The organism is Algibacter agarivorans, assembly GCF_039543245.1.
Classification (GTDB): domain Bacteria; phylum Bacteroidota; class Bacteroidia; order Flavobacteriales; family Flavobacteriaceae; genus Algibacter_G; species Algibacter_G agarivorans.
The window spans coordinates 1-22,432 of sequence record NZ_BAABJJ010000008.1 but is presented as its reverse complement, the minus strand read 5'-3'; the positions used below and the strand labels follow the sequence as shown (position 1 = coordinate 22,432).

At 33.8% G+C, this 22,432-nt stretch carries 20 protein-coding genes; 13 read left to right on the top strand and 7 right to left on the bottom strand.

The window, feature by feature from the left end:
• Window positions 1-3: 3 nt before the first annotated feature.
• On the bottom strand, window positions 4-861 hold the full coding sequence (locus tag ABD935_RS02510) for a YicC/YloC family endoribonuclease (RefSeq protein ID WP_345189984.1): 858 nt from the start codon (window positions 859-861) through the stop codon (window positions 4-6).
• A 179-nt stretch (window positions 862-1,040) separates the two neighbouring features.
• On the opposite strand from ABD935_RS02510, the gene ABD935_RS02505 reads away from it, so the two are divergent.
• Both ABD935_RS02505 and ABD935_RS16580 read left to right on the top strand, forming a co-directional pair.
• Window positions 1,041-2,165 (top strand): formylglycine-generating enzyme family protein, encoded by a 1,125-nt coding sequence (locus tag ABD935_RS02505; protein ID WP_345189983.1) that lies wholly within the window; start codon window positions 1,041-1,043, stop codon window positions 2,163-2,165.
• 599 nt (window positions 2,166-2,764) lie between these two features.
• Window positions 2,765-2,977: a hypothetical protein gene (locus tag ABD935_RS16580; RefSeq protein WP_425550190.1), complete on the top strand. Its 213-nt coding sequence runs from the start codon at window positions 2,765-2,767 to the stop codon at window positions 2,975-2,977.
• Window positions 2,978-3,323: 346 nt separating this feature from the next.
• On the opposite strand, the gene ABD935_RS02495 is transcribed toward ABD935_RS16580, so the two are convergent.
• The 4 genes from ABD935_RS02495 to purN all read right to left on the bottom strand — a co-directional run bounded on the left by ABD935_RS02495 (window position 3,324) and on the right by purN (window position 7,694).
• The gene (locus ABD935_RS02495; protein ID WP_345189982.1) at window positions 3,324-5,222 is read right to left on the bottom strand and encodes an amidophosphoribosyltransferase; all 1,899 of its coding nucleotides are present in this window, start codon (window positions 5,220-5,222) and stop codon (window positions 3,324-3,326) included.
• A 195-nt stretch (window positions 5,223-5,417) separates the two neighbouring features.
• On the bottom strand, window positions 5,418-6,344 hold the full coding sequence (locus ABD935_RS02490) for a PfkB family carbohydrate kinase (RefSeq protein WP_345189981.1): 927 nt from the start codon (window positions 6,342-6,344) through the stop codon (window positions 5,418-5,420).
• Between the two features lie 90 nt (window positions 6,345-6,434).
• Window positions 6,435-7,076 carry a ribonuclease H1 domain-containing protein gene (locus tag ABD935_RS02485; protein ID WP_345189980.1) on the bottom strand — a complete coding sequence of 214 codons (642 nt, stop codon included), beginning with the start codon at window positions 7,074-7,076 and terminating at the stop codon, window positions 6,435-6,437.
• 51 nt (window positions 7,077-7,127) lie between these two features.
• Complete coding sequence (gene purN, locus ABD935_RS02480) at window positions 7,128-7,694, bottom strand: phosphoribosylglycinamide formyltransferase (RefSeq protein WP_345189979.1); 567 nt, start codon at window positions 7,692-7,694, stop codon at window positions 7,128-7,130.
• Between the two features lie 185 nt (window positions 7,695-7,879).
• Between purN and ABD935_RS02475 the strand changes: the two genes are divergently transcribed.
• The 5 genes from ABD935_RS02475 to pyk all read left to right on the top strand — a co-directional run bounded on the left by ABD935_RS02475 (window position 7,880) and on the right by pyk (window position 12,259).
• On the top strand, window positions 7,880-8,113 hold the full coding sequence (locus ABD935_RS02475; RefSeq protein WP_007647141.1) for an acyl carrier protein: 234 nt from the start codon (window positions 7,880-7,882) through the stop codon (window positions 8,111-8,113).
• 11 nt (window positions 8,114-8,124) lie between these two features.
• On the top strand, window positions 8,125-9,375 hold the full coding sequence (gene fabF / locus ABD935_RS02470; protein WP_345189978.1) for a beta-ketoacyl-ACP synthase II: 1,251 nt from the start codon (window positions 8,125-8,127) through the stop codon (window positions 9,373-9,375).
• A gap of 98 nt (window positions 9,376-9,473) precedes the next feature.
• Window positions 9,474-10,214 (top strand): ribonuclease III, encoded by a 741-nt coding sequence (gene rnc / locus ABD935_RS02465; protein WP_345189977.1) that lies wholly within the window; start codon window positions 9,474-9,476, stop codon window positions 10,212-10,214.
• Between the two features lie 120 nt (window positions 10,215-10,334).
• Entirely contained in the window at window positions 10,335-10,817 is a 483-nt protein-coding gene (locus ABD935_RS02460) for an IPExxxVDY family protein (RefSeq protein WP_345189975.1), read from the top strand.
• The gene (gene pyk, locus ABD935_RS02455; RefSeq protein WP_345189974.1) at window positions 10,817-12,259 is read left to right on the top strand and encodes a pyruvate kinase; all 1,443 of its coding nucleotides are present in this window, start codon (window positions 10,817-10,819) and stop codon (window positions 12,257-12,259) included. Before ABD935_RS02460 ends, pyk begins: the two co-directional genes overlap by 1 nt.
• A gap of 325 nt (window positions 12,260-12,584) precedes the next feature.
• On the opposite strand, the gene dinB is transcribed toward pyk, so the two are convergent.
• On the bottom strand, window positions 12,585-13,682 hold the full coding sequence (dinB, locus tag ABD935_RS02450) for a DNA polymerase IV (protein WP_345189973.1): 1,098 nt from the start codon (window positions 13,680-13,682) through the stop codon (window positions 12,585-12,587).
• A gap of 57 nt (window positions 13,683-13,739) precedes the next feature.
• On the opposite strand from dinB, the gene ABD935_RS02445 reads away from it, so the two are divergent.
• From ABD935_RS02445 to ABD935_RS02425, 5 genes are all read left to right on the top strand, one after another.
• The gene (locus ABD935_RS02445; protein ID WP_345189972.1) at window positions 13,740-14,357 is read left to right on the top strand and encodes a DUF2238 domain-containing protein; all 618 of its coding nucleotides are present in this window, start codon (window positions 13,740-13,742) and stop codon (window positions 14,355-14,357) included.
• The gene (locus ABD935_RS02440; protein ID WP_345189971.1) at window positions 14,338-14,808 is read left to right on the top strand and encodes a CYTH domain-containing protein; all 471 of its coding nucleotides are present in this window, start codon (window positions 14,338-14,340) and stop codon (window positions 14,806-14,808) included. The genes ABD935_RS02445 and ABD935_RS02440 overlap by 20 nt, the downstream gene beginning before the upstream one ends.
• Window positions 14,809-14,822: 14 nt before the next feature.
• Complete coding sequence (locus ABD935_RS02435) at window positions 14,823-15,371, top strand: YciI family protein (RefSeq protein WP_345189970.1); 549 nt, start codon at window positions 14,823-14,825, stop codon at window positions 15,369-15,371.
• Entirely contained in the window at window positions 15,371-16,249 is an 879-nt protein-coding gene (locus ABD935_RS02430) for an endonuclease/exonuclease/phosphatase family protein (protein ID WP_345189969.1), read from the top strand. Before ABD935_RS02435 ends, ABD935_RS02430 begins: the two co-directional genes overlap by 1 nt.
• Before the next feature lie 983 nt (window positions 16,250-17,232).
• The gene (locus tag ABD935_RS02425; protein WP_345189968.1) at window positions 17,233-19,464 is read left to right on the top strand and encodes a T9SS type B sorting domain-containing protein; all 2,232 of its coding nucleotides are present in this window, start codon (window positions 17,233-17,235) and stop codon (window positions 19,462-19,464) included.
• A gap of 81 nt (window positions 19,465-19,545) precedes the next feature.
• On the opposite strand, the gene ABD935_RS02420 is transcribed toward ABD935_RS02425, so the two are convergent.
• Window positions 19,546-20,586 carry an isoaspartyl peptidase/L-asparaginase family protein gene (locus tag ABD935_RS02420; RefSeq protein WP_345189967.1) on the bottom strand — a complete coding sequence of 347 codons (1,041 nt, stop codon included), beginning with the start codon at window positions 20,584-20,586 and terminating at the stop codon, window positions 19,546-19,548.
• Between the two features lie 121 nt (window positions 20,587-20,707).
• On the opposite strand from ABD935_RS02420, the gene amaB reads away from it, so the two are divergent.
• Complete coding sequence (gene amaB, locus ABD935_RS02415; protein ID WP_345189966.1) at window positions 20,708-22,261, top strand: L-piperidine-6-carboxylate dehydrogenase; 1,554 nt, start codon at window positions 20,708-20,710, stop codon at window positions 22,259-22,261.
• Window positions 22,262-22,432: the final 171 nt, after the last annotated feature.

The window sequence follows — 22,432 nt, the reverse complement described above, 5'->3', positions numbered from 1 at the left end:
TTTTTAAAGCACATTCAATAATTGTTCCTTAATTTTTTCCAATTCATCTTTCATTTGAACCACCAACTGTTGCATGGGCGCATAGTTGCTTTTAGAGCCAATGGTGTTTATTTCTCTTCCCATTTCCTGACTGATGAATCCCAGTTTTTTACCGTTAGAATCTTTAGAGTTTATAGATTCGATAAAATAATTTAAGTGGTTTTTTAAACGCACTTTTTCTTCAGTAATATCAAACTTTTCAATGTAATACACCAACTCTTGTTCAAATCTGTTTTCGTCGTATTTCTCTCTTAATTCTTGAACCCCTTTTAATAAGCGCTCACGCACACCTTCAACACGTTCAGGATCCATGGCTACAACTTGTTCTAGAATATTTTCAATAGAAACCACACGGTTATTAAAATCTTGCTCCAGTACTTTGCCTTCATCTAATCTGTGATTGATTAAATCGTTTATAGCGGTATTGATTTCACCTTCAATTGTTTTCCATTCATCCTCATCAATTTCTTCACGCACCGTATTTAATGCATCAGGAAAACGCACGGCCATTTTAAGAAAATCAATATCATCACCATCTACTACATTTTTCAATTGTGCAATATATTGTTTTACAACAGGCGTATTTATTTGTGTAGAGGTATCTTCAGCAGTAGCTTCCACATAAATAGAAAAATCTACTTTACCACGTTCCAATTTATCAGCAAGAATTTTTCTGATTGCTAATTCCTTTTCTCTATAAATGGAAGGCATTCTGGCATTTAAATCTAAATTTTTGCTATTTAAAGATTTAAGTTCTATAGTTATTTTTTTTGTGGGCAATTGCAAAACAGATTTTCCATAACCTGTCATTGAATATATCATAAACGAGTGTATTAAGTTATGCAAAGGTAATTAAAACCATATGTATAGAAAACAGATAAGTGGATGTAAAATAAATACTTTAATTGTATTAATACGACATTTTAAAATTAAATAGGTATAAGTGGGTTTTAAACAAATAATAGATACTTTTACGAAAATATTTTTTTTAAAGATTACTAATGCATAACATAAAATATATAAGTTTCGCTATTATTGGATTTTTGATGGTGTTGGCTTGTAAAGAAAAAAAAGACAAAGCTAACATCGCGAATCAGATAAATGATGAAACTACCATAGATGAAGTTGTTTCGCAAAAAATAAAGGATAGTCTTATTGCTAATCCTCCAAATGGCATGTTGTGGATTCCTGCTGGCTCTTTTTTACAGGGCGCAGTACCTCAAGATAAAATGGCTATGAGTCATGAAAAACCACTACATCCTGTTTCTGTAGATGGATTTTTCATGGATATTACTGAGGTAACCAATGCAGAGTTTTCAAAATTTGTAGATGAAACTGATTATATAACGGTTGCTGAACGCGAGATAGATTGGGAAGACATGAAAAAACAACTTCCTGAAGGCACACCAAAACCACATGATAGCATTTTACAACCTGGTTCTTTAATGTTTAAAAAGACAAAATCTTCAGTCCCTAATTTATATGATTTTTCGCAATGGTGGCGCTGGTCTATTGGTGTGAATTGGAGACACCCTAGTGGTCCTGACAGCACTTTAGAAGGTAAAGACAATCATCCTGTAGTGCATATTTGTTATGAAGATGCACAAGCCTTTTGCAAATGGGCAGGAAAACGTTTGCCAACGGAAGCAGAATGGGAGTATGCCGCTAGAGGTAACAAAACAAGTACTACTTATTTTTGGGGAGATGATAGATCTCTGCTTTCTAAAATGGCAAATAGTTGGGAAGGTGAGTTCCCTGTAAATAACACATTAGAAGATGGTTTTGAAAGAACAGCACCTGTAAAAGCATATTCGCCCAATAATTTTGGCTTGTATGATATGGCTGGGAATGTTTGGGAGTTCACGTCAGATTGGTATAATATGAATTACTATAAGGAACTTGCAGCTAGAAACGCTCAGGTAATTAATCCACAAGGTGCAGATAAAGCCTACAACCCAAGTCAGCCATATTCGCAAGAGAAAGTCATAAAAGGTGGTTCTTTTTTATGTAGTGATTCCTATTGTGCCAGTTATAGAATATCTTCTAGAATGGGAACAAGTTTAGATTCCTCGGCAGAACATGTTGGGTTTAGAACAGTAGCTACGCTAGATATGTTATTAAATTAACATCAGTTTTTAAATACCTTTTTTTGTTTGAATGGTTTCAGAATTAAATATTGTTTTCTCAAAAAACTGCATTATGGTATCTAATTGGTCAAACGGAATTTGACATAATTCGTGTCCACCACCCATAACTTTGTTGAAATAATAAGAAGTTTAATTTTTCAGAAATAGTTTGCGTGGACTTACTATATTAGACTGGACATAAAGTTGCGAGATTTAAAGTTACAAGAATTAACTTTGAATCATAAAAAAAAGAAACAGAAATTACAGTACATCGTTTAAGCAAATGGCAGTAGGGTTGAGTTAATCCAGTGGTCATGTAAAACAAGTTTACGAAGAATTGGACATTCCTTATTAGGTATTGCATCGTTGGCAAAAAGAACCATAAGATTCTGGCAAGAACAGCTTTCCAAATTGAGCTAAGCCAAAATTGACAGACGAACAAAAAGAAATAGCTTATTTAAAGAAACAATTAAAAGATATTTCAGAAGAACACGAGATATTAGAAAAGATGGTGAGCATCTTCTCCAAGAGCGACATGTAAAATTTAAGTTTATAAAACATCATAAATTCAAATTTTAAGACCTAGAGTAGCCAGACTAATGAAAGTAAATGATTTGTTAGCTAGAAGAAAGCGTAATTTTAAGATATCCACAAATAGCATCCATAAATACAATTATAGGTGTCAAGCCGAATTATCAATCCTTTCTTGGATTGAAACTTGGTATAATAAAAGAAGCATACACTCTACTTTAGGGTATAAAACTATTAATGAAATTGAAACAGAAATGTATAACCAAAATGTAGCTTCTTAAATCCCGCAACTAATTGTCCACTTTTTTGTTTCAAGTCCAAAATTAAAGAGTTTAGGGCACAGTTTAGAGGTGTCCAAATCTTCCTTTATAGGTTCCCTAAATTATATGCTTAATTTTTACTGCTTTCCTAAAAATATTGCTTGATCCATAAATCGCATAAAAAAAGGCGAACAGATGTTCACCTTTTTTTGCCCCAAATCTACCATGAACTTAACCTACTTATGTTATGGTGAGACCAATTTATGTGTATTTTAGATATTCTGACTATTTTTTAGACAAACCGCAAATTTATCAGATTAAATGTGTTTTTACCAGATTTGGTTAATAAAAATCAACAATTTGATAATTAATAGGCACGTTCATTGTTGCCTTCATAAAAATTGATAAATGCTCTATTTACAACTCTATTTCCGCCCACCGTTGGGTAATTTCCTGTAAAATACCAATCGCCCAAATGCTCTGGGCATGCTTTATGTAAATTCTCTACGGGTTGAAAAATAATTTTCACTTCAGCTTTAATGGATTCATCACTTAGTAATTCTGAAATTTTATCCGAGATTTGTTCATCTGTAAAAGGATCATAAATCTCTTTAACAAAATTTTGAACATGCTTATCGTCCAAATCAGTTTGCTCAATACATTTATTATATACGTCTTTAACAATATGGTATGAGTTTGCATCTTTTAACAATTCTAAAGCTGCTCTAAAAGCCACTAATGTTTCGAGATTAGCCATATCAATTCCATAGCAATCCGGATAACGAATTTGTGGAGCAGAAGACACTACAATAATTTTTTTAGGGCTTAGGCGGTCTAGCATTTTTAAGATGCTCATTTTTAAAGTCGTGCCTCGTACAATACTATCGTCAATAATTACTAAGTTGTCTGTTGGTTTAATAACGCCGTAGGTAACATCATAAACGTGCGCCACTAAATCATCCCTACTACTGTCTTCCGTTATAAAAGTTCTAAGCTTTACATCTTTAATTGCTATTTTTTCTATTCTAGCGCGTTCAGATAAAATTTCTTTAACCTTAGCAGCCGATAAAGAGCGTTGCCCGTTTAAAATCGCTGCTGTTTTTGTTTTATTGATAAATGCATCAGCAGTTTCAACCATTCCATAAAATGACGTTTCAGCGGTGTTAGGAATATAAGAGAACACCGTATTTTTAGTATCATTATTAATAGCTTCAAGCACTTTGGGCATTAATAATTTACCCAACATTTTACGCTCTTGATATATTTCGGCATCACTTCCTCTTGAAAAATAAATACGTTCGAAAGAACAAGACTTTCTTTCTAAAGGTTCCAATATTTGTTTTAGTCTTACTTCTCCAGATTTTTTGATAATAATAGCTTGACCAGGCCCTAATTCTTTTACATCTTCAAATTTTACATTAAAAACGGTTTGAATCACTGGGCGCTCTGATGCTACAACAACAATTTCATCATCCTGATAATAATAAGTAGGACGAATTCCTGCAGGATCTCTTAAAACAAACGAATCACCATGACCAATTAGCCCTGCCATAGCATAACCTCCATCCCAATTTTTTGCAGCGCGTCTTAAAATTTTAGCTACTTTTAAACGCTCGGCAATAAGTGGTGACGCCTGTTGTTTATTATAACCTTCCTTTTTTAAATCTTTATATATTTTACTAACGGCATCATCTAAAAAATGACCTATTTTTTCCATTATAGTAATGGTGTCCGTATACTCTTTTGGATGCTGCCCTAATTCAATAAGATTGGCAAATAACTCTTTAACATTAGTCATGTTAAAGTTTCCCGCCATAATTAAATTTCTGTGCATCCAGTTGTTTTGTCTTAAAAACGGATGAACACTTTCTACGCTATTTTTCCCAAAAGTTCCGTAACGCACATGACCTAATAAAAGTTCTCCCACATAAGGAATGTTCTTTTTTTGCGCCGCTACATCATCCATATATTCAGGATGTGCCTTAAATTCTTTATTAACTCTATCGTTAATTTGCGCAAAAATATCTTGAATAGGCTGTTGTGCCACAGAACGCACCCTGCTTATATAGCGTTCCCCAGGTTTTGTATCTAATTTAATACTTGCTAATCCAGCACCATCTTGACCGCGGTTGTGCTGTTTTTCCATCATTAAATACATTTTGTTTACACCATAAAATGCGCTACCGTATTTTTCTTTATAATACTCTAACGGTTTTAAAAGTCTAATAACAGCTATTCCACATTCGTGTTTTAAGGCATCACTCATATTGTAAATGTTTTCGCTTTTTCTCGTTAATTCAGTTCGAATACTAATGTATTCATGAATCTTTAATTAAGCGGAATTTAAATTATTTTAATTCTTGCCTTCGCAGGAATGATAAGTTTTTTAATACCAAAATAAAAAATCATTTTGGAGTTTTATTTTTAATCAAAAACGCACTCTATTTTAGAGCGCGTTGGTTTATGTTAATTCTATTTCAAATTGCGTTAGTTGCTTAAACTGTAGCAAGCGTTTATGTATTTCATCACTTGACAAATTTTGCATGCGTTCAGTTCCAAATTTCTCAACACAAAAGGACGCTAACGTTGAACCATATATAACGGCGTTCTTCATATTCTCAAAAGAAATATCACCTGTTTGAGCAATATAACCAGCAAATCCACCAGCAAATGTATCTCCTGCTCCAGTTGGATCAAAAACTTCCTCTAGTGGTAAAGCAGGTGCATAAAACACATGCTCTTTATGAAACAGCAATGCCCCATGCTCTCCCTTTTTAATCACTACGAACTTCGGGCCCATTTCATAAATCTTTCTAGCCGCAACAACCAAAGAGTATTCTCCTGTAAGTTGTCTCGCTTCTTCATCATTTATGGTTATTACGTCTACACGCTTTATAACATTATGTAAATCCTCTAAAGCGCAATCCATCCAAAAATTCATGGTATCTAAAATCACCAACTTTGGCTTGCTATTCATTTGATCTAAAACACTAGACTGGACGATAGGATGTAAATTTCCTAACATAACCACTTGGGCATCCTTATAATTATCTGGAACCACAGGCTTAAAATCCGCAAGGGTATTTAATTCTGTTACTAAAGTGTCCCGAGAATTCATATCATTATGATAGCGGCCACTCCAAAAAAACGTTTTACCATCTTTAACAATTTCAATACCAGAAATAGCAATGTTTTTATTGGATAATAAGTCCAGATATTCCTCTGGAAAATCGCCACCAACAACTGAAACAGCAGCAGCATCAATATTAAAGTAAGAAGCAGATAAACCTATATAAGTTGCAGCGCCACCAAGAATTTTATTGGTTTTACCAAAAGGTGTTTCAATAGCATCAAAGGCTACGGTACCAACAATTACTAATTTACTCATAAAAAAGCATGAAATTAAGCTGCAAATATAAGTCTTTTAAATACTAATTCAAGAATATTTTTTGAATGAGTTGTACGGCAAAAAGCTGCGTTATTTCCTTCCAAAATCGGCAGGTATTTCTCCCCAAGCCTTGGTTTCCCATTTGACGATAACCGTATTATATGTGTTATTTTTTAGCCAATCTATGGCTCTATCGACTAAATCGAAAAGCGGCTTGTTTTTTTCATTACGTTGTAGCTTTGTATTGCAGATTTTCTTTTTTACCCAACTCATGGCTGTTCTAGAATCGGTATAAAGAATTCTATCACTATTATTTTTTTTAAGAATAGCCAAACCGTGTACTAAAGCTAAAAACTCACCTATATTATTAGTCCCTTCTTCAAACGGACCTTGAATAAATAATTGTTTTTTGGTTTTGGTATCCACGCCTCTATATTCCATTATTCCTGGATTTCCACTTGAAGCGGCATCCACTGAAATAGAATTATAGTTGGGTCGCCCTATTTTTTTAAGCTGTTCATGCGATAATTCACTTTTAAAATCTTTATTTTTTCCAATATAATCAAAATAATTACCTTTTAAAGCGGCCTTAGCAGCTTCAAAAGTGGGAAACGATTTATATTGTGCGCCTTGAAAATCTTTTATTTGGGCTTTGCAGTCGTTCCAAGATTCAAAAACACCTGTGAGATGCCCTTTCCAGACTGTATAGTATTTATTTTTCTTTTTTGACATTTTTTGTCATTCTCGCGAAAGTGAGAACCATTTGAATTTAATTTAAAAAATCTACTTTTTTAATAAGCTCTCCACTACTTTCGGGAAATGGGCCATCTCCAATTCATGGATTTTTGCTGCAACATCTTCAGCTGTATCAGAAGCATTAACATCACATTTAGCTTGAAAAATGATGGCTCCCTCATCATAATGTTCATTTACATAATGAATTGTTATGCCCGTTTCACTTTCTTTATTCGCAACAACAGCCTTATGCACGTTCATGCCATACATTCCTTTTCCGCCATATTTTGGCAATAAAGCAGGATGCACATTTATGACTTTATTTGGGAATTCATTCAAAATATGATCAGGAAATTTCCAGAGAAATCCTGCTAAAACAATTAAATCTGGATTAGAAACTTTTAGGATATTAAGCACATCATCTGTTTGTGAGAGTGCTATTTTATTGAAAGACAGCGCACTGACCTTTAGTTTTTTGGCACGCTCCAAAACTTTGGCATGGGGATTGTTACTGAGTACCTGAATAACAGACGCATTTTCTCTGTTGTGAAAAAACTTAATTAGATTTTCAGCATTAGTACCACTTCCGGACGCAAAAATTACTATTCGTTTCATTTTACAGACAATAATGTTAGTTTATTCAAACAAAAAAAAGAATAAATATTAACAATTAGCAGGTAAAATCTAAATACTTAAAAGTTATTTTAGTAAATTACGACCACATTTTTAAAGTAAAGATGTGTTTTAAAAATAAAGTTTTTTATTTTTGCCAACTAATTAAAACTTAAAATTAAAAGATTATGTCAGACATTGCATCAAGAGTAAAAGCCATTATCGTGGACAAATTAGGAGTAGATGAGAACGAAGTTGTAACGGAAGCGAGCTTCACAAACGATTTAGGAGCAGACTCTTTAGATACTGTAGAATTAATTATGGAATTCGAAAAAGAATTTGATATTCAAATTCCAGACGACCAAGCTGAAAACATTGCAACAGTAGGTCAAGCTATATCGTATATAGAAGCTGCTAAATAAGCATTAATTTTATGGAACTAAAGCGAGTTGTAGTCACAGGATTAGGGGCTTTAACACCAATAGGCAATACCAAAGATGAATACTGGGAAGGCTTAATAAGTGGTAAAAGTGGTGCTGCGCCTATAACATATTATGATACCGAAAAGTTTAAAACAAAGTTCGCTTGCGAATTGAAAAACTTTACTGTTACCGATTTTATTGACAGAAAAGAATCTCGAAAAATGGATAAGTTTGCACAATATGCCATGGTGGCAGCAGATGAAGCTATTTTAGATTCTAAACTAGATTTAGAAACCGTTAACAAACTGCGTGTTGGTGTTATATGGGGAGCAGGTATTGGTGGATTGGAAACCTTTCAGCAAGAAGTTTTAAACTTTGCTGCTGGTGATGGTACACCAAGATTTAACCCATTCTTTATTCCTAAAATGATTGCTGATATTGCACCAGGAAACATCTCTATAAAACATGGTTTTATGGGGCCAAATTACACAACGGTTTCTGCATGTGCATCTTCTGCAAACGCTATGTTTGATGCCTTAAACTCTATACGTTTAGGACATTGTGATGTAGTTGTTACAGGAGGTAGCGAAGCAGCAGTAACTATTGCTGGTATGGGTGGATTTAATGCCATGCATGCACTTTCTACTAGAAATGAAAGCCCAGAAACAGCCTCTCGTCCATTTGATGGCACAAGAGATGGTTTTGTTTTAGGTGAAGGTGCAGGCGCACTAATTCTAGAAGAATATGAGCACGCAAAAGCAAGAGGCGCTAAAATATATGCTGAATGTATCGGAGGAGGTTTATCTTCTGACGCTTATCATATGACGGCTCCACATCCAGATGGTATTGGTGTTATTGCGGTAATGAAGAATTGTTTGGAAAATGCAGGCTTAAAGCCGGAAGATGTAGACCATATTAATACACATGGTACATCTACACCTTTAGGTGATGTTGCAGAACTTAAAGCAATTTCAGAGGTATTTGGAAGTCACGCTAAGAACATAAATATTAATTCAACCAAATCAATGACAGGACACCTCTTAGGTGCTGCTGGAGCTATTGAAGCTATTTCGGTTATATTGGCTATGGAACACGGTATTGTGCCTCCAACAATAAACCACACTACAGTAGATGAAAACATTGATCCTGAATTAAATTTAACCTTAAATAAGGCACAAAAGCGCGACGTAAAAGTAGCAATGAGTAATACATTTGGATTTGGCGGTCACAACGCTTGTGTAATATTCAAAAAAATAGATTAATTCCCGAATGAAATAAACCATAATGATAAATTAATTTTTACAGTAAAATGAAACATGGTTTATTCTATCTGACATTAAAATAAAATATTATTTATCAGATGAAAAACATTCGTAACATATTAAATTCCCGTTTTAAACGCAACGGGAATTTTTTTATGGAATTAACTAAAATCCTTGGGTTTAAACCCAAAGCCATTAAATACTACAAAAAAGCCTTTACACATCGTTCCATGAACATAAGAGATGGGAAAGGAAACCCCTTTAATTATGAACGTTTAGAGTTTTTGGGTGATGCCATGCTTAGTTCGGTTATTGCATCACACTTATATCTTGAAGTTCCAAGTGGCGATGAGGGTTATTTAACCAAAATGCGTTCTAAAATAGTTAGCAGAGAGCATTTAAATGAGTTAGGTAAAGACTTAAAACTAATTGATTTAGTAGAAAGTAAAATACCGCAAGGACAATTTGGAGATAACATTCATGGTAATTTATTTGAAGCTTTAGTAGGTGCTATTTTTTTAGATAAGGGTTACAAATACGCTGAAAAATTCATTTTCAAACGAGTTATTATTCCTTATGTGGACATTGAAACTTTAGAAGGCAAAGTGATTAGTTACAAAAGTTTGCTTATAGAGTGGTGTCAAAAAGAAAAGAAAACTTTTGGCTATAATGTTTATGAAGATACCGGGAATGATGATGTTAGACATTTTTCTGTTAAACTATCCATAGACGAAAAAATTGTTTCAAAAGCCAGAGCCACTTCAAAGAAAAAAGCAGAAGAAAAAGCTTCAAAACGTGCTTTTTTTGTATTCCAAAGTAGGATGTCTAAAATGATTTAAACTATCCTGATTTCTAACGAATCAACTACAACGATTTAGTTACATTTCATATCAAGATTAGACAAACTTAATAGAACTAAATTTTATAAATACTATCTTTACCAAGTTTAAATAATAGGTATGGCTGTTCACAAACTTAATCTTGATGATGCTTTTGATGAAGTGTTGTACACTTTAATCGGAATGCATTGCACGCTTGAGGATTACCGTTTAGCTTATCTTTTAAACAAACATTTAGGTATTGCGCTTATCCGAACATCAGATTTAGATTATAATAACGGAAAGGCATCATATTCAATTTATGAATGGGAAGATGAAAAACAATTAGTAACATGGAGTTTGGTTTCTAATATAAGTAAAACAGAAACACTTCAACAAATAGATTATAAGTCGTTATTCGACACACAACAAAATATTATAAAAACAAGTCATTTATTGACAGAATATAAGACTGTAAATTATTTTTTAAAAATAGATAGCGAGTTCAGTTTCAGTAAAGAAAAATATATTTTAGATAGTATATTAAACATATCACAGATTGCAACAGCTTACAGCATAGATTCTAGTCAATTAAAATCAAAAGACAATTTAATTTTTAGCTAATGTCAATAGGAAAAAAAACCAAAATAGTAGCCACTTTAGGACCCGCAACAAGCACTAAAGCAGTTTTAAAAGCCATGCTTGAAGAAGGTGTAAATGTATTTAGAATTAACTTTTCTCATGCCGATTATAAAGATGTAGAAGCGCGTATAAAAATGATACGCGAACTTAACGAAGAGCATAATTTTACAGCAGCAATATTAGCTGATTTACAAGGCCCTAAATTGCGTGTAGGCGTAATGAAAGAGGAAGTTGTTGTAAACCCAGGTGATGAAATAATATTTGCAACTGGCGAGCGTTTTGAAGGCACAAAAGAGCGTGTTTACATGACCTACGATAGGTTTCCTCAAGATGCAAAACCTGGTGAGCGGATTCTTTTAGATGATGGAAAATTACTTTTCGAGGTCGTTTCTACTGATAAAAAATCAGAAGTAAAGGCAAAAGTTATTCAAGGTGGCCCTTTAAAATCTAAAAAAGGTGTAAACCTTCCAAATACAGATATTTCGCAACCGGCCTTAACGGAAAAAGATATTGAAGACGCTATTTTTGCCATCAGCTTAGATGTAGATTGGATTGCCCTTTCTTTTGTTCGTCATGCAGAAGACTTAATGCAATTGCGTGATTTAATAGCAAAACATGGCGAGCATAAAATTCCTATCATAGCAAAAATTGAAAAACCAGAAGCGGTAGAAAATATCGATAAAATTGTTGCACATTGTGATGGCTTAATGGTTGCCCGTGGTGATTTAGGTGTAGAAGTTCCAGCAGAAGAAGTGCCTCTTATTCAAAAACAATTGGTATTACGTGCTAAAAAAGCTAGAATTCCAGTAATTATTGCTACACAAATGATGGAAACCATGATTTCCAGCTTAACACCAACAAGAGCCGAAGTAAACGATGTTGCAAACTCGGTTATGGATGGTGCAGATGCCGTAATGCTTTCTGGTGAAACATCTGTAGGTCAATATCCTGTTGAGGTCATTAGGCAAATGGCAAATATTTTAAAAAGTGTAGAGAACTCAAAATTAATTCAAGTTCCACAACTGCCACCTCATATTCGTACCAACCGTTACATTACAAAATCTATATGTTACCACGCTGCTAATATGGCAAACGAAATTAACGCCAAAGCAATTTCTACACTTACAAATAGTGGATACACGGCATTTCAAATTTCGGCGTGGAGACCATCTTGTCATATTTTAGTGTTTACATCAAACAAACGTATCTTAACTAGATTGAGTTTACTATGGGGCGTTCGTGCTTTTTACTACGACAAATTTGTGAGTACAGACGAAACTATTGAAGACGTAAATGCTATAGCCTGTAAAATGGGTTATTTAGATGCTGGCGATATGCTAATTAGTTTAGCCGCTATGCCAATGAAAGAAAAAGGCATGGTAAACACGTTGCGTGTTACCGAAATTGAAACCTGTAACTTCTAAAAGCATTATAAATATTTGGGCGTTACCTAAAGGTCGCGCTTTTATTCATGGGTTTTTATCTTAAATTAAAGAATTCATGAACATAAATGTTTCATTATATCTTTTAAATAGAAAAAAGCTGCCTAAAAGCAGTTTTTTTCTATTTAAAAGGATAAGTTTATCCTGAGCGAAGTCGAAGGGTTTCAATCGCTAACGCAACTACTTTCTAGCTAGTGTTTTTAAACCAAAAGCCATTTTATTTTTGAAGAGGTCTGTTAAACTGAGTTATCGTTTTTTTCTTATTAAATCAAGTAATTTCTTAATCACTAATAATACCAATTAAACATTAAAACTCAAACTTTAACTGCACACTCACACTTTTTTTTACTGAAATTTTCTTGGTTTCTGTATTCAAATTAGATATAGAAATACCTAATAAACGTACAGAGTTACTCATTTTTTCTTGATATAACAAATCTTTAGTTGTTTCCAAAATAACGCTTTTATCGCTTATATAATACGGCAAAGTTTTGCTTCTAGTTTGCAAAGTAAAATCGCTGTATTTTATTTTCAAAGTAACCGTTTTTCCAGCCACTTTACTTTTGGTCAATCTTCGCGAAACCTCTTCAGCAATATGCTGTAGTCTTTCAAGCATAAAAATTTCAGACGATAAATTCTCACTAAATGTACGCTCAGCAGCTAAGCTTTTTCTAATGCGATTTGGCTTTACTTCACTGTTATGAATCCCTCTAACCACGTAGTAATAATAGCGACCAGATTTTCCAAAGTTTTCATCTAGATATTCAATAGATTTCTGTTTTAAATCCAAACCCGTAAAAATTCCTTTTTGATACATTTTTTCGGCAGTAACTTTTCCAACCCCATAAAACTTTCGAATATCAAGTTGCTCTAAAAACGGAATCACTTCTTCAGGATTTACCGTTTTTTGTCCGTTAGGTTTATTGTAATCACTGGCTACTTTCGCAATAAATTTATTAATGGAAATACCTGCCGAAGCCGTTAAACCAACTTCATTAAAAATTCGTTCCCTGATATCACGAGCAATTAAAGACGCACTTGGATTACCTTTTTTGTTTTCAGTAACATCTAAATATGCTTCATCAAGCGAGAGCGGTTCTACCAAATCGGTATAATCATAAAATATTTTTCTGATTTTTTTAGAAATTTCAGTATATCTATCAAATTGTGTTTTTACAAAAATAAGTTCAGGGCAAAGTTTTATTGCCAAACTTCCAGACATAGCACTTTTAACTCCAAATTTTCTAGCTTCGTAACTCGCCGCGCTTATTACACCACGTTTACCACCCCCGCCAACCGCAATGGCTTTTCCCTTTAATTCTGGGTTATCCAATTGCGCTACGGATGCATAAAACGCATCCATATCTACATGAATAATTTTTCGTATTGGTAAATCGGCAGACATGCTTGATTGTTGTATCTATCAAAAATAAGATATCTTTGATAGAGATTATACCAAAGGATGAAACTAATTTATACACTTCTTTTCTTAACCATCTTATTGCTTATTTGGTCCGCCATTAAACCTTTTGAATATTTTACTTGGTTTTTGGAAATCTTGCCTGCCATTGTTGGAATATTAATTTTGGTTTTCACTTTTACATCATTCAGGTTTTCAAACCTTATTTATATACTTGTTTTTATACACTGTACTATTTTAATTATTGGTGGACATTACACCTATGCCGAAGTGCCATTGTTTGATTGGATTCAAGAAACGTTTAATCAAAGCAGAAATAATTATGATAAATTAGGACACTTTGCCCAAGGTTTTGTTCCAGCCATGATTACTAGAGAATTACTAATTCGTAAACAGGTCGTATTAAAACACAATTGGCTAAATTTTATTGTAGTATGTATAGCATTAGCTATTAGTGCCACTTACGAATTTATAGAATGGGGTGTATCTTTAGGTATGGGAGAAGGTGGCGATTCTTTTTTAGGAACCCAAGGTTATATTTGGGACACACAATCCGACATGCTATACGCAACCATTGGAGCGATAATGGCATTGGTTACATTTAGCAAATTTCATAATAAACAATTAAAAACGATTACATTTGATAGAAATAGAACGTAAATTTTTGGTAAATTCTGATGCTTTTAAAGACCAAGCATATAGAAAAACAAGAATTAGCCAAGGATTTTTAAACACCCACAAAGAACGAACAGTTCGTGTAAGGTTGAGAGATGAAAAAGGGTTTATAACAGTAAAAGGGCTATCCACAAATAATGGTTTGTCAAGGTTTGAATGGGAAAAAGAAATTACTAAACAAGAAGCAGAATCACTTTTAAAACTCTGCGAACCAACAATAATTGATAAAATACGTTATGACATAAAAGCAGGAAACCATATTTTTGAGGTAGATGAATTTTTTGGAGACAACAAAGGTTTAGTCGTTGCAGAAGTAGAACTTAAAAGTGAAAATGAAACTTTTGAAAAACCAAATTGGTTAGGTGAAGACGTTACAGGACAAATCAAATATTATAATTCGCAATTAAGTAAAAAACCCTATAACAGCTGGGAATAATTTAAACATATATTATGAAAAAACTATTTTTATCCATACTATTATCTATGGTTCTTTTTTCATGTAAAGAAGAAACAAAGGCATCAATTTCTGAAATAAAAGAAGATACTACCGAAGCAATAGAAGAAGTTATAGATTCAGTAACCACCGAAATTATTGAAGCACCTTTAAAAAAATCAACAAAGCAAATAAAAGAAGAACTAACCGCTAAAGGTTATAAAACATTTGATTTTGTTAATGAAAAAACAAAAGATACCATTTTAATGCAACAATACTTTATGGCATTTTTAAAAAAAGGCCCTATACGTGGACAAAATGAAGAAGAATCTGCGGAACTTCAAGCATTACATTTAGAGCATTTAACCAAAATGTATGACTTAGGTTATGCCGATATTTCTGGCCCTTTTGGTGATGATGGCGAGATGAGGGGTGTAACTATATACAATGTACCAACCTTAAAGATGGCTGACAGTTTAGCCAATTCTGACCCTATGGTTATAGCAGGACGCTTAGAAATTGAAATTCATCCTTGGTGGGCTGCTAAAGGATATTCTTTACGATAATGTTTAAAAAGAGTAAGCCCTATTTTTTATTAATTAATAGCATATTAATCACTGCATTACTATTAATTCATTTTGTGTTTAGAGAAAGTAATTATATCTTTTCTCTGCTATTTTATATCTTTCCATTACCAATAATTATTGGTTTAATAATATTGTTTTCTGCATTTTTAAGAAAGAATAAAAAAAGGTATCATTTAATTTTAGCCTTAATTTTATCTATAGTTTGGATTGGTAGAAGCTTTAAGATTAATAGTGCGGATAATATAACAGAAACTGATGTTGAGATTGTTTTTTGGAATGCTACACATAAAAGAGAATTCCAGCATGTATTTGATAAAGTTAAAACATTACCAGATGTTGTGGTTTTGGTTGAATATCATGCCGAGGAACTAGCTCATATTAAAGTTAAATATCCAGACTATTTTTTTTATTGGCATCCTGAAAGCGAAATTGGAATTTTTTCTAAAACACCTATAATTTCAAAAGCCATTTTAATTTCAGATGATGAATCTAAGGTCATTAGTTTTACGACTTCTGAAATTAATTTTTATGCAGTCGATGTTTCATCAAGTTTACATATATCTCGAAAGCAGCAACTAAAATTTGTAAGCGAATCTATTGACATAAACGAAAAAACAGTGGTTTTAGGTGATTTCAACTTACCGTATGAATCTAAATTTCTTAAAGAAATAAAAACTAATTTTAATCATGCCTTTAATGAAAAAGGAAATGGTTTTAGAGAAACTTGGTTTTGGAATATTCCGTTACTTTCTCTAGACCATATTTGGGTTTCAAAAGATTTAGAAATTTTAAATGCTGAGAAAATCAGCACGTTTAAATCAGACCATAGTATGGTTAAAACGGTGGTTAGAAACTAAAATTACAGCTCCATCTGAATCCAAATAGGTCTGTGGTCCGAAATATAATATTTCATATGTTTTTTTAAAATTAGGCACACTATTTTGCCATAAATCAGGGAATAACACCTCATCAAAATCAAACACACCATAAGCAGTAATTTTAGATTTTAACTACGATAAAAATGCAATTTGGTCATATTGTTTATCATTATTAATGTTAGAATATATTTTATACTAATTCTGCATAGCGCAAAATGGCATAAGCTTCTAATGAGCGTCTTTTCAATATCCGCTTTTTTTTCGCTTCCTAAAAACGAGTGAACAGTAATAAAAATAAGCTTATGGTTATTCCATTGAAACGAACATAAATAAGGCGTTCTATCAAAATAAAGATTGAATAATCTTAGCAATACTTTAAAGCTGTATAGTTTTTGTATGGGTGCTATTTCAATTAATATAAGCATTTTATGGTATTATTATATCCTTATTATTAATTCATCCAAAAAACTATAGCTATCATTAAAAAGATCATCACATTAGGTCTGGTTTTATCGAGTGTTTTTACAATTAAGATTTACGCCCAATTAGGCTTTTGTTCCGGTAATTCAGGAGATTCTATTTTTACAGAAAATTTTGGAGTAGGAGTAACTAATAACTCGTTACCAGCAGGAACAACTACATATAATTATTTAAACGGATTTCCTAACGATGGTCAGTATACCATTTCTAATGGTACTATTAGTAATGGATTTGATTGGCATCAAATACAAGACCGCACACCTGGGGATACTAATGGTAAGTGCCTTGTTGTAAATGCAGCAGCATCAGCTGGAGAATTTTATAGAACAACAGTTTCAGGACTTTGTGAGAATACAACTTATGAGTTTTCTTCTTGGTTAATTAATCTGGTAATAGCAGGTTCTTTTTGTTCCTCGCAACCAGGAGGATCTATACCAATAAATGTAAGATTTGAAATATACGACAGTACAGATACTAATTTATTGGCAAGTGGGAATACAGGTAATATTTTAGAAACTTCAACTCCAAATTGGCTAGAATACGGTTTGGTTTTTCAAACTTTAGCCGGTCAAAATACTGTTATACTTAAGATGGTAAATAATGGGTCTGGAGGTTGCGGTAATGATTTAGCAATTGATGATATTGAGTTTAAGACTTGTGGTGATTTAACAACCGTTGAAGATACTTCTAATAACAATAGTAATATTGTCTGTGGACTTCTAACACCATATGCCGATACTTTGACAGCAATTCCAGATAATTCAGTTTTTTCAACTCATTTCTATCAATGGCAAGAAAGCACAAATGGTAATACTTGGACAGATATTACTGGAGAAACAAATCAAACTATAGCAATTTCAGGTGTTGTAAGCACCATGTATTATAGGTCGAAAGTGTCTGAATCTATTATTACATTGAATAATTCACAATGCAATACACTGTCCGACGTTTATCAGGTTACAGTTGACCCTATAGTACCTCCAACCTTTATTCAAGTACCAGCTATTTGTAGTGGAGACACTTTAGTAGCACTATCAACAACATCCAACGAAAGTATAACTGGAACTTGGAGTCCAGCATTGAACAATACAACCACGACTACTTATACATTTACTCCAGATACAGGGCAATGTGCAACGAGTCAAATGATGACTATCACGGTCAATCCGATAACCGCTTCAACATTTACTCAAGTGTCAGCTATTTGTAATGGAGATACTTTATCAGCATTACCAACAACTTCCAACGAAGGGATAACAGGAGTCTGGAATCCTGCATTAGATAATACAACTACAACGACATACACTTTCACCCCAGATGCAGGGCAATGTGCTGCGAGTCAAACGATGACTATCACAGTCAATCCGATAACCGCTTCAACTTTTAATCAAGTATCCTCTATTTGTAGCGGCGATAGTTTATTAGCACTACCAACAACTTCCAACGAAGGGATAACAGGAACTTGGAGTCCAGCATTGGATAACACGATTACAACAACATATACTTTCACCCCAGATGCAGGGCAATGTGCTGGGAGTCAAATGATGACTATCACGGTCAATCCGATAACGACTCCAACTTTTACTCAAGTATCAGCTATTTGTAATGGAGATGCTTTAGCTACACTTCCAACAACATCTAATGAAGGCATAACTGGAACTTGGACACCTGCATTGGACAATACAACTACAACAACATATACCTTTACATCAGGGATAGGACAATGTGCTTTGAATCAAACCATGACCATTACAGTCAATCCAATAGGAACACCAACCTTTAATCAAATACCCGCTATTTGTAGTGGTGATACTTTATCAGCATTACCAACAACATCCAATGAAGGCATAACAGGAATGTGGAGTCCTGCTTTGGACAACACTATTACAACCACCTATATATTTACACCAGACCCTCAGTTTTGTCCTTCCCAGGTCAGTTTAACTATTGATGTGTTTGAAAACCCTATTTTTTCCTTACAAAATGAATACTTCCTCTGTTTTGATTTAAATGCAGCTATTGTATCTCCAATAACCATTGATACTGGTTTAAATACTACCATGTATAATTTCACATGGTTATTAAATGGGGTCATAATAGCTGGTGCAAATCATGGAACTTATATACCAATTACTGGAGGCAATTATGAAGTTATTGTACAAAATTTAAGTACTATGTGTTCAAAAATGGTTTCCACTTTAGTAACAGTACTTACTGAGCCCAATTTTGAAGCAGATGTTACTACTGATGCTTTTACAAAAAACCAAACCATAGAGATTACAACAATAAGTATTGGAGATTTTGAATATCAGTTAGATGCTGCTTCATGGCAAGACGAACCTATTTTCAATAATGTTTCTATAGGAGAGCATATAGTAACGGTTAGGGATAAAAGAGGCTGTATTGAAAGTAGTAGAACTGTATTTATTATTGGATATCCTAAATATTTTACTCCCAATGGAGATGGCTATAACGAGACCTGGAATATTGTTGGACCTACTAGTCCCATAAATTCCCTAGCATCTGCAGAGATTTATATATATAATAGATATGGAAAACTATTAAAACAAATTAATCCTACCGGCGAAGGCTGGAATGGTGTTTATAATGGGGTTAAAATGTCTAGTGATGATTATTGGTTTATTGTTGAATATAACGAACCTAATTCAGGTGAAAGAAAAGAGTTTAAAGCTCATTTTGCATTAAAACGTTAATTTGAAATTTCAAAACGGCGTTTGGCTTCATTTATTATAATTTATTCTGAGTTCAACCCATAAGTGCAAGACATTGTGTTATTAGTTTTTAAACATCCCGATATACAATTCGCCTTTATCATTCATAGTGGCTCTAAACATACCTTGGGTGTTAAATTCCATAACCATATTGCCATTTTTATCAACGGCTATAATGCCACCATCTCCACCCAGTTCTGGTAATTTTTTCTGAATAACTAAAGCAGCAGATTCTTTTAAGCTTAATCCTTTGTATTCCATAAGCGCAGAAATATCATGTGCTACCATGCCACGAATAAAGAACTCGCCCCAACCTGTACTTGAAACGGCACAGGTATTGTTATTAGCATAAGTTCCTGCACCAATTATGGGCGAATCACCAATACGTCCCCAACGTTTATTGGCCATCCCTCCTGTAGAAGTTCCTGCAGCTAAATTGCCATGCTTATCAAGCGCAGCACATCCTACAGTGCCAAATTTTGAATCTAGAAGGTCTGCATCATAAAACGAAGCCACTTTATTGTTTTTGGAAACTTTAACACGTTCTAATGATTTCATTTTTTTTTCAGTAGAGAAATAACTCGGTTTTACAATCTCTAAACCCTGTTCTTCTGCAAAAGTTTCAGCCCCAACGCCAGAAAGCATAACATGTGGAGAATTATCCATAATGGCACGAGCTAAATTAATAGGATTTTTTATTGTTTTTGTTCCAGCGGAAGCACCAGCATTTAAGTTTTTGCCATCCATAATGGACGCATCATGTTCGTTAGTCCCTTCATAAGTAAAAACAGCACCTTTTCCTGCGTTAAATAGAGGGGAATTTTCTAGTATAATTATTGTCTTTTGAACAGCATCAAGACTTGAGCCTCCTTTTTTTAAAATATTATATCCAGTGCATATGGCTTCTTCAAGTTTTTTACGATACTCAACTTCTTTTTCTTGCGACATATTTTCTCTTTTTATGGTCCCTGCTCCACCGTGAATTATTATTGAGAATTGTGCCTTTTCAGGTTCGGTTTGAATGTTTTGTGTTTCTAATGTGCTCTCTTGTTTACACGAAATAACAAATAACAGGGTTAAGGCAAGAGGGATGATTTCTCTCATGGGAAGTACAATTAATTTGAGCACTAAAGTTAACAGATTTATCTCGGATAAACTTTAACAAAAACAACTTTTTATTAGTATATTCGCAAATAAATACAATATAAATATTAAATCAATAATTATGGAGGCGATAGCAACTGATTTTGGTATACATAAGGCACTTGAAATTTTAGGTGTAAAAGATATAAATGAAGGCACTTCAACAGGTTCAAAAAGTTTCTCTAACGGAGGGATTATTGAATCATTTTCACCTGTTGATGGACAATTAATAGGAAAAGTAAAAACGACGACTAGGGCTGATTATGAAAAGGTGATGGATGCGGCTACTTCGGCTTTTAAGACTTGGAGAACAATGCCCGCACCACAACGTGGAGAAATTGTGCGTCAGTTCGGGTTAAAATTAAGAGAAAAGAAAGCCGCTTTAGGAAAACTGGTCTCTTATGAAATGGGAAAGAGTTATCAAGAAGGTTTGGGTGAAGTACAAGAAATGATTGATATCTGTGATTTTGCTGTGGGTTTATCACGTCAACTACATGGATTAACGATGCATTCTGAAAGACCAGGACACCGCATGTACGAGCAGTACCATCCGCTTGGAGTCGTTGGAATTATTTCAGCCTTTAATTTCCCCGTAGCTGTTTGGGCTTGGAATACCGCTCTGGCTTGGGTTTGTGGCGATGTTTGTGTTTGGAAACCATCAGAAAAAACTCCAATGTGTGGTGTGGCTTGCCAAAATATAGCTGCCGAGGTTTTTGCAGAAAACAATTTACCAGAAGGTATTTGTTGTTTGATAAATGGCGATTACAAAGTAGGTGAGTTTATGACCAAAGATACTCGAGTTCCTTTAATTTCAGCAACAGGTTCTACTAGAATGGGCAAAGTTGTAGCCCAAGCAGTTGCGGCGCGCTTAGGAAAATCACTTTTAGAATTAGGAGGCAATAATGCCATTATAGTTACCCCAGATGCTGATATAAAAATGACTGTAATTGGTGCTGTTTTTGGAGCAGTTGGTACTGCGGGACAACGCTGTACATCTACACGTCGTTTAATTATTCATGAATCCATTTACGATAAAGTTAAAAAAGCTGTTATTGACGCCTATAAGCAACTTCGAATAGGAAATCCGTTAGATGAAAATAATCACGTTGGTCCACTAATTGATACCGATGCTGTAAATATGTATAAAAATGCTTTAGAAAAAGTTGTAGAAGAAGGCGGAAATATTGTGGTTGAAGGCGGTGTGCTTTCTGGCGAAGGTTATGAAAGTGGCTGCTATGTAAAGCCTGCTATTGCAGAAGCTAAACCAGAATTTAAAATTGTACAGCATGAAACTTTTGCTCCTGTGTTATATTTATTAAAATATTCTGGAGATGTTGAAAATGCCATTGCTATTCAAAATGAAGTAGCTCAAGGGTTAAGTTCTGCAATTATGACAAATAATTTACGCGAAGCTGAGCTTTTTTTATCTGTTCTAGGTTCAGACTGTGGCATTGCCAATGTTAATATAGGTACTTCAGGAGCAGAAATTGGAGGTGCTTTTGGTGGCGAAAAAGAAACTGGTGGCGGACGCGAATCTGGTTCTGATGCTTGGAAAGTCTATATGCGTAGACAAACCAATACCATTAATTATACAACAGAATTACCATTAGCACAGGGTATAAAATTTGATCTATAATTGAATTATTGATAGATAATATTCCGAAATGCTTCGGGATGAGTTCAACTTACTATTTTTAGTGTGTTCGTTTTCTACTTTTAAAAATAGTTTTTAACAAGGCACTTTCAGATACACACAAATACTTGTAAATCAGCGATATAATTCGTAAATTAGAATAAACAAACCCCG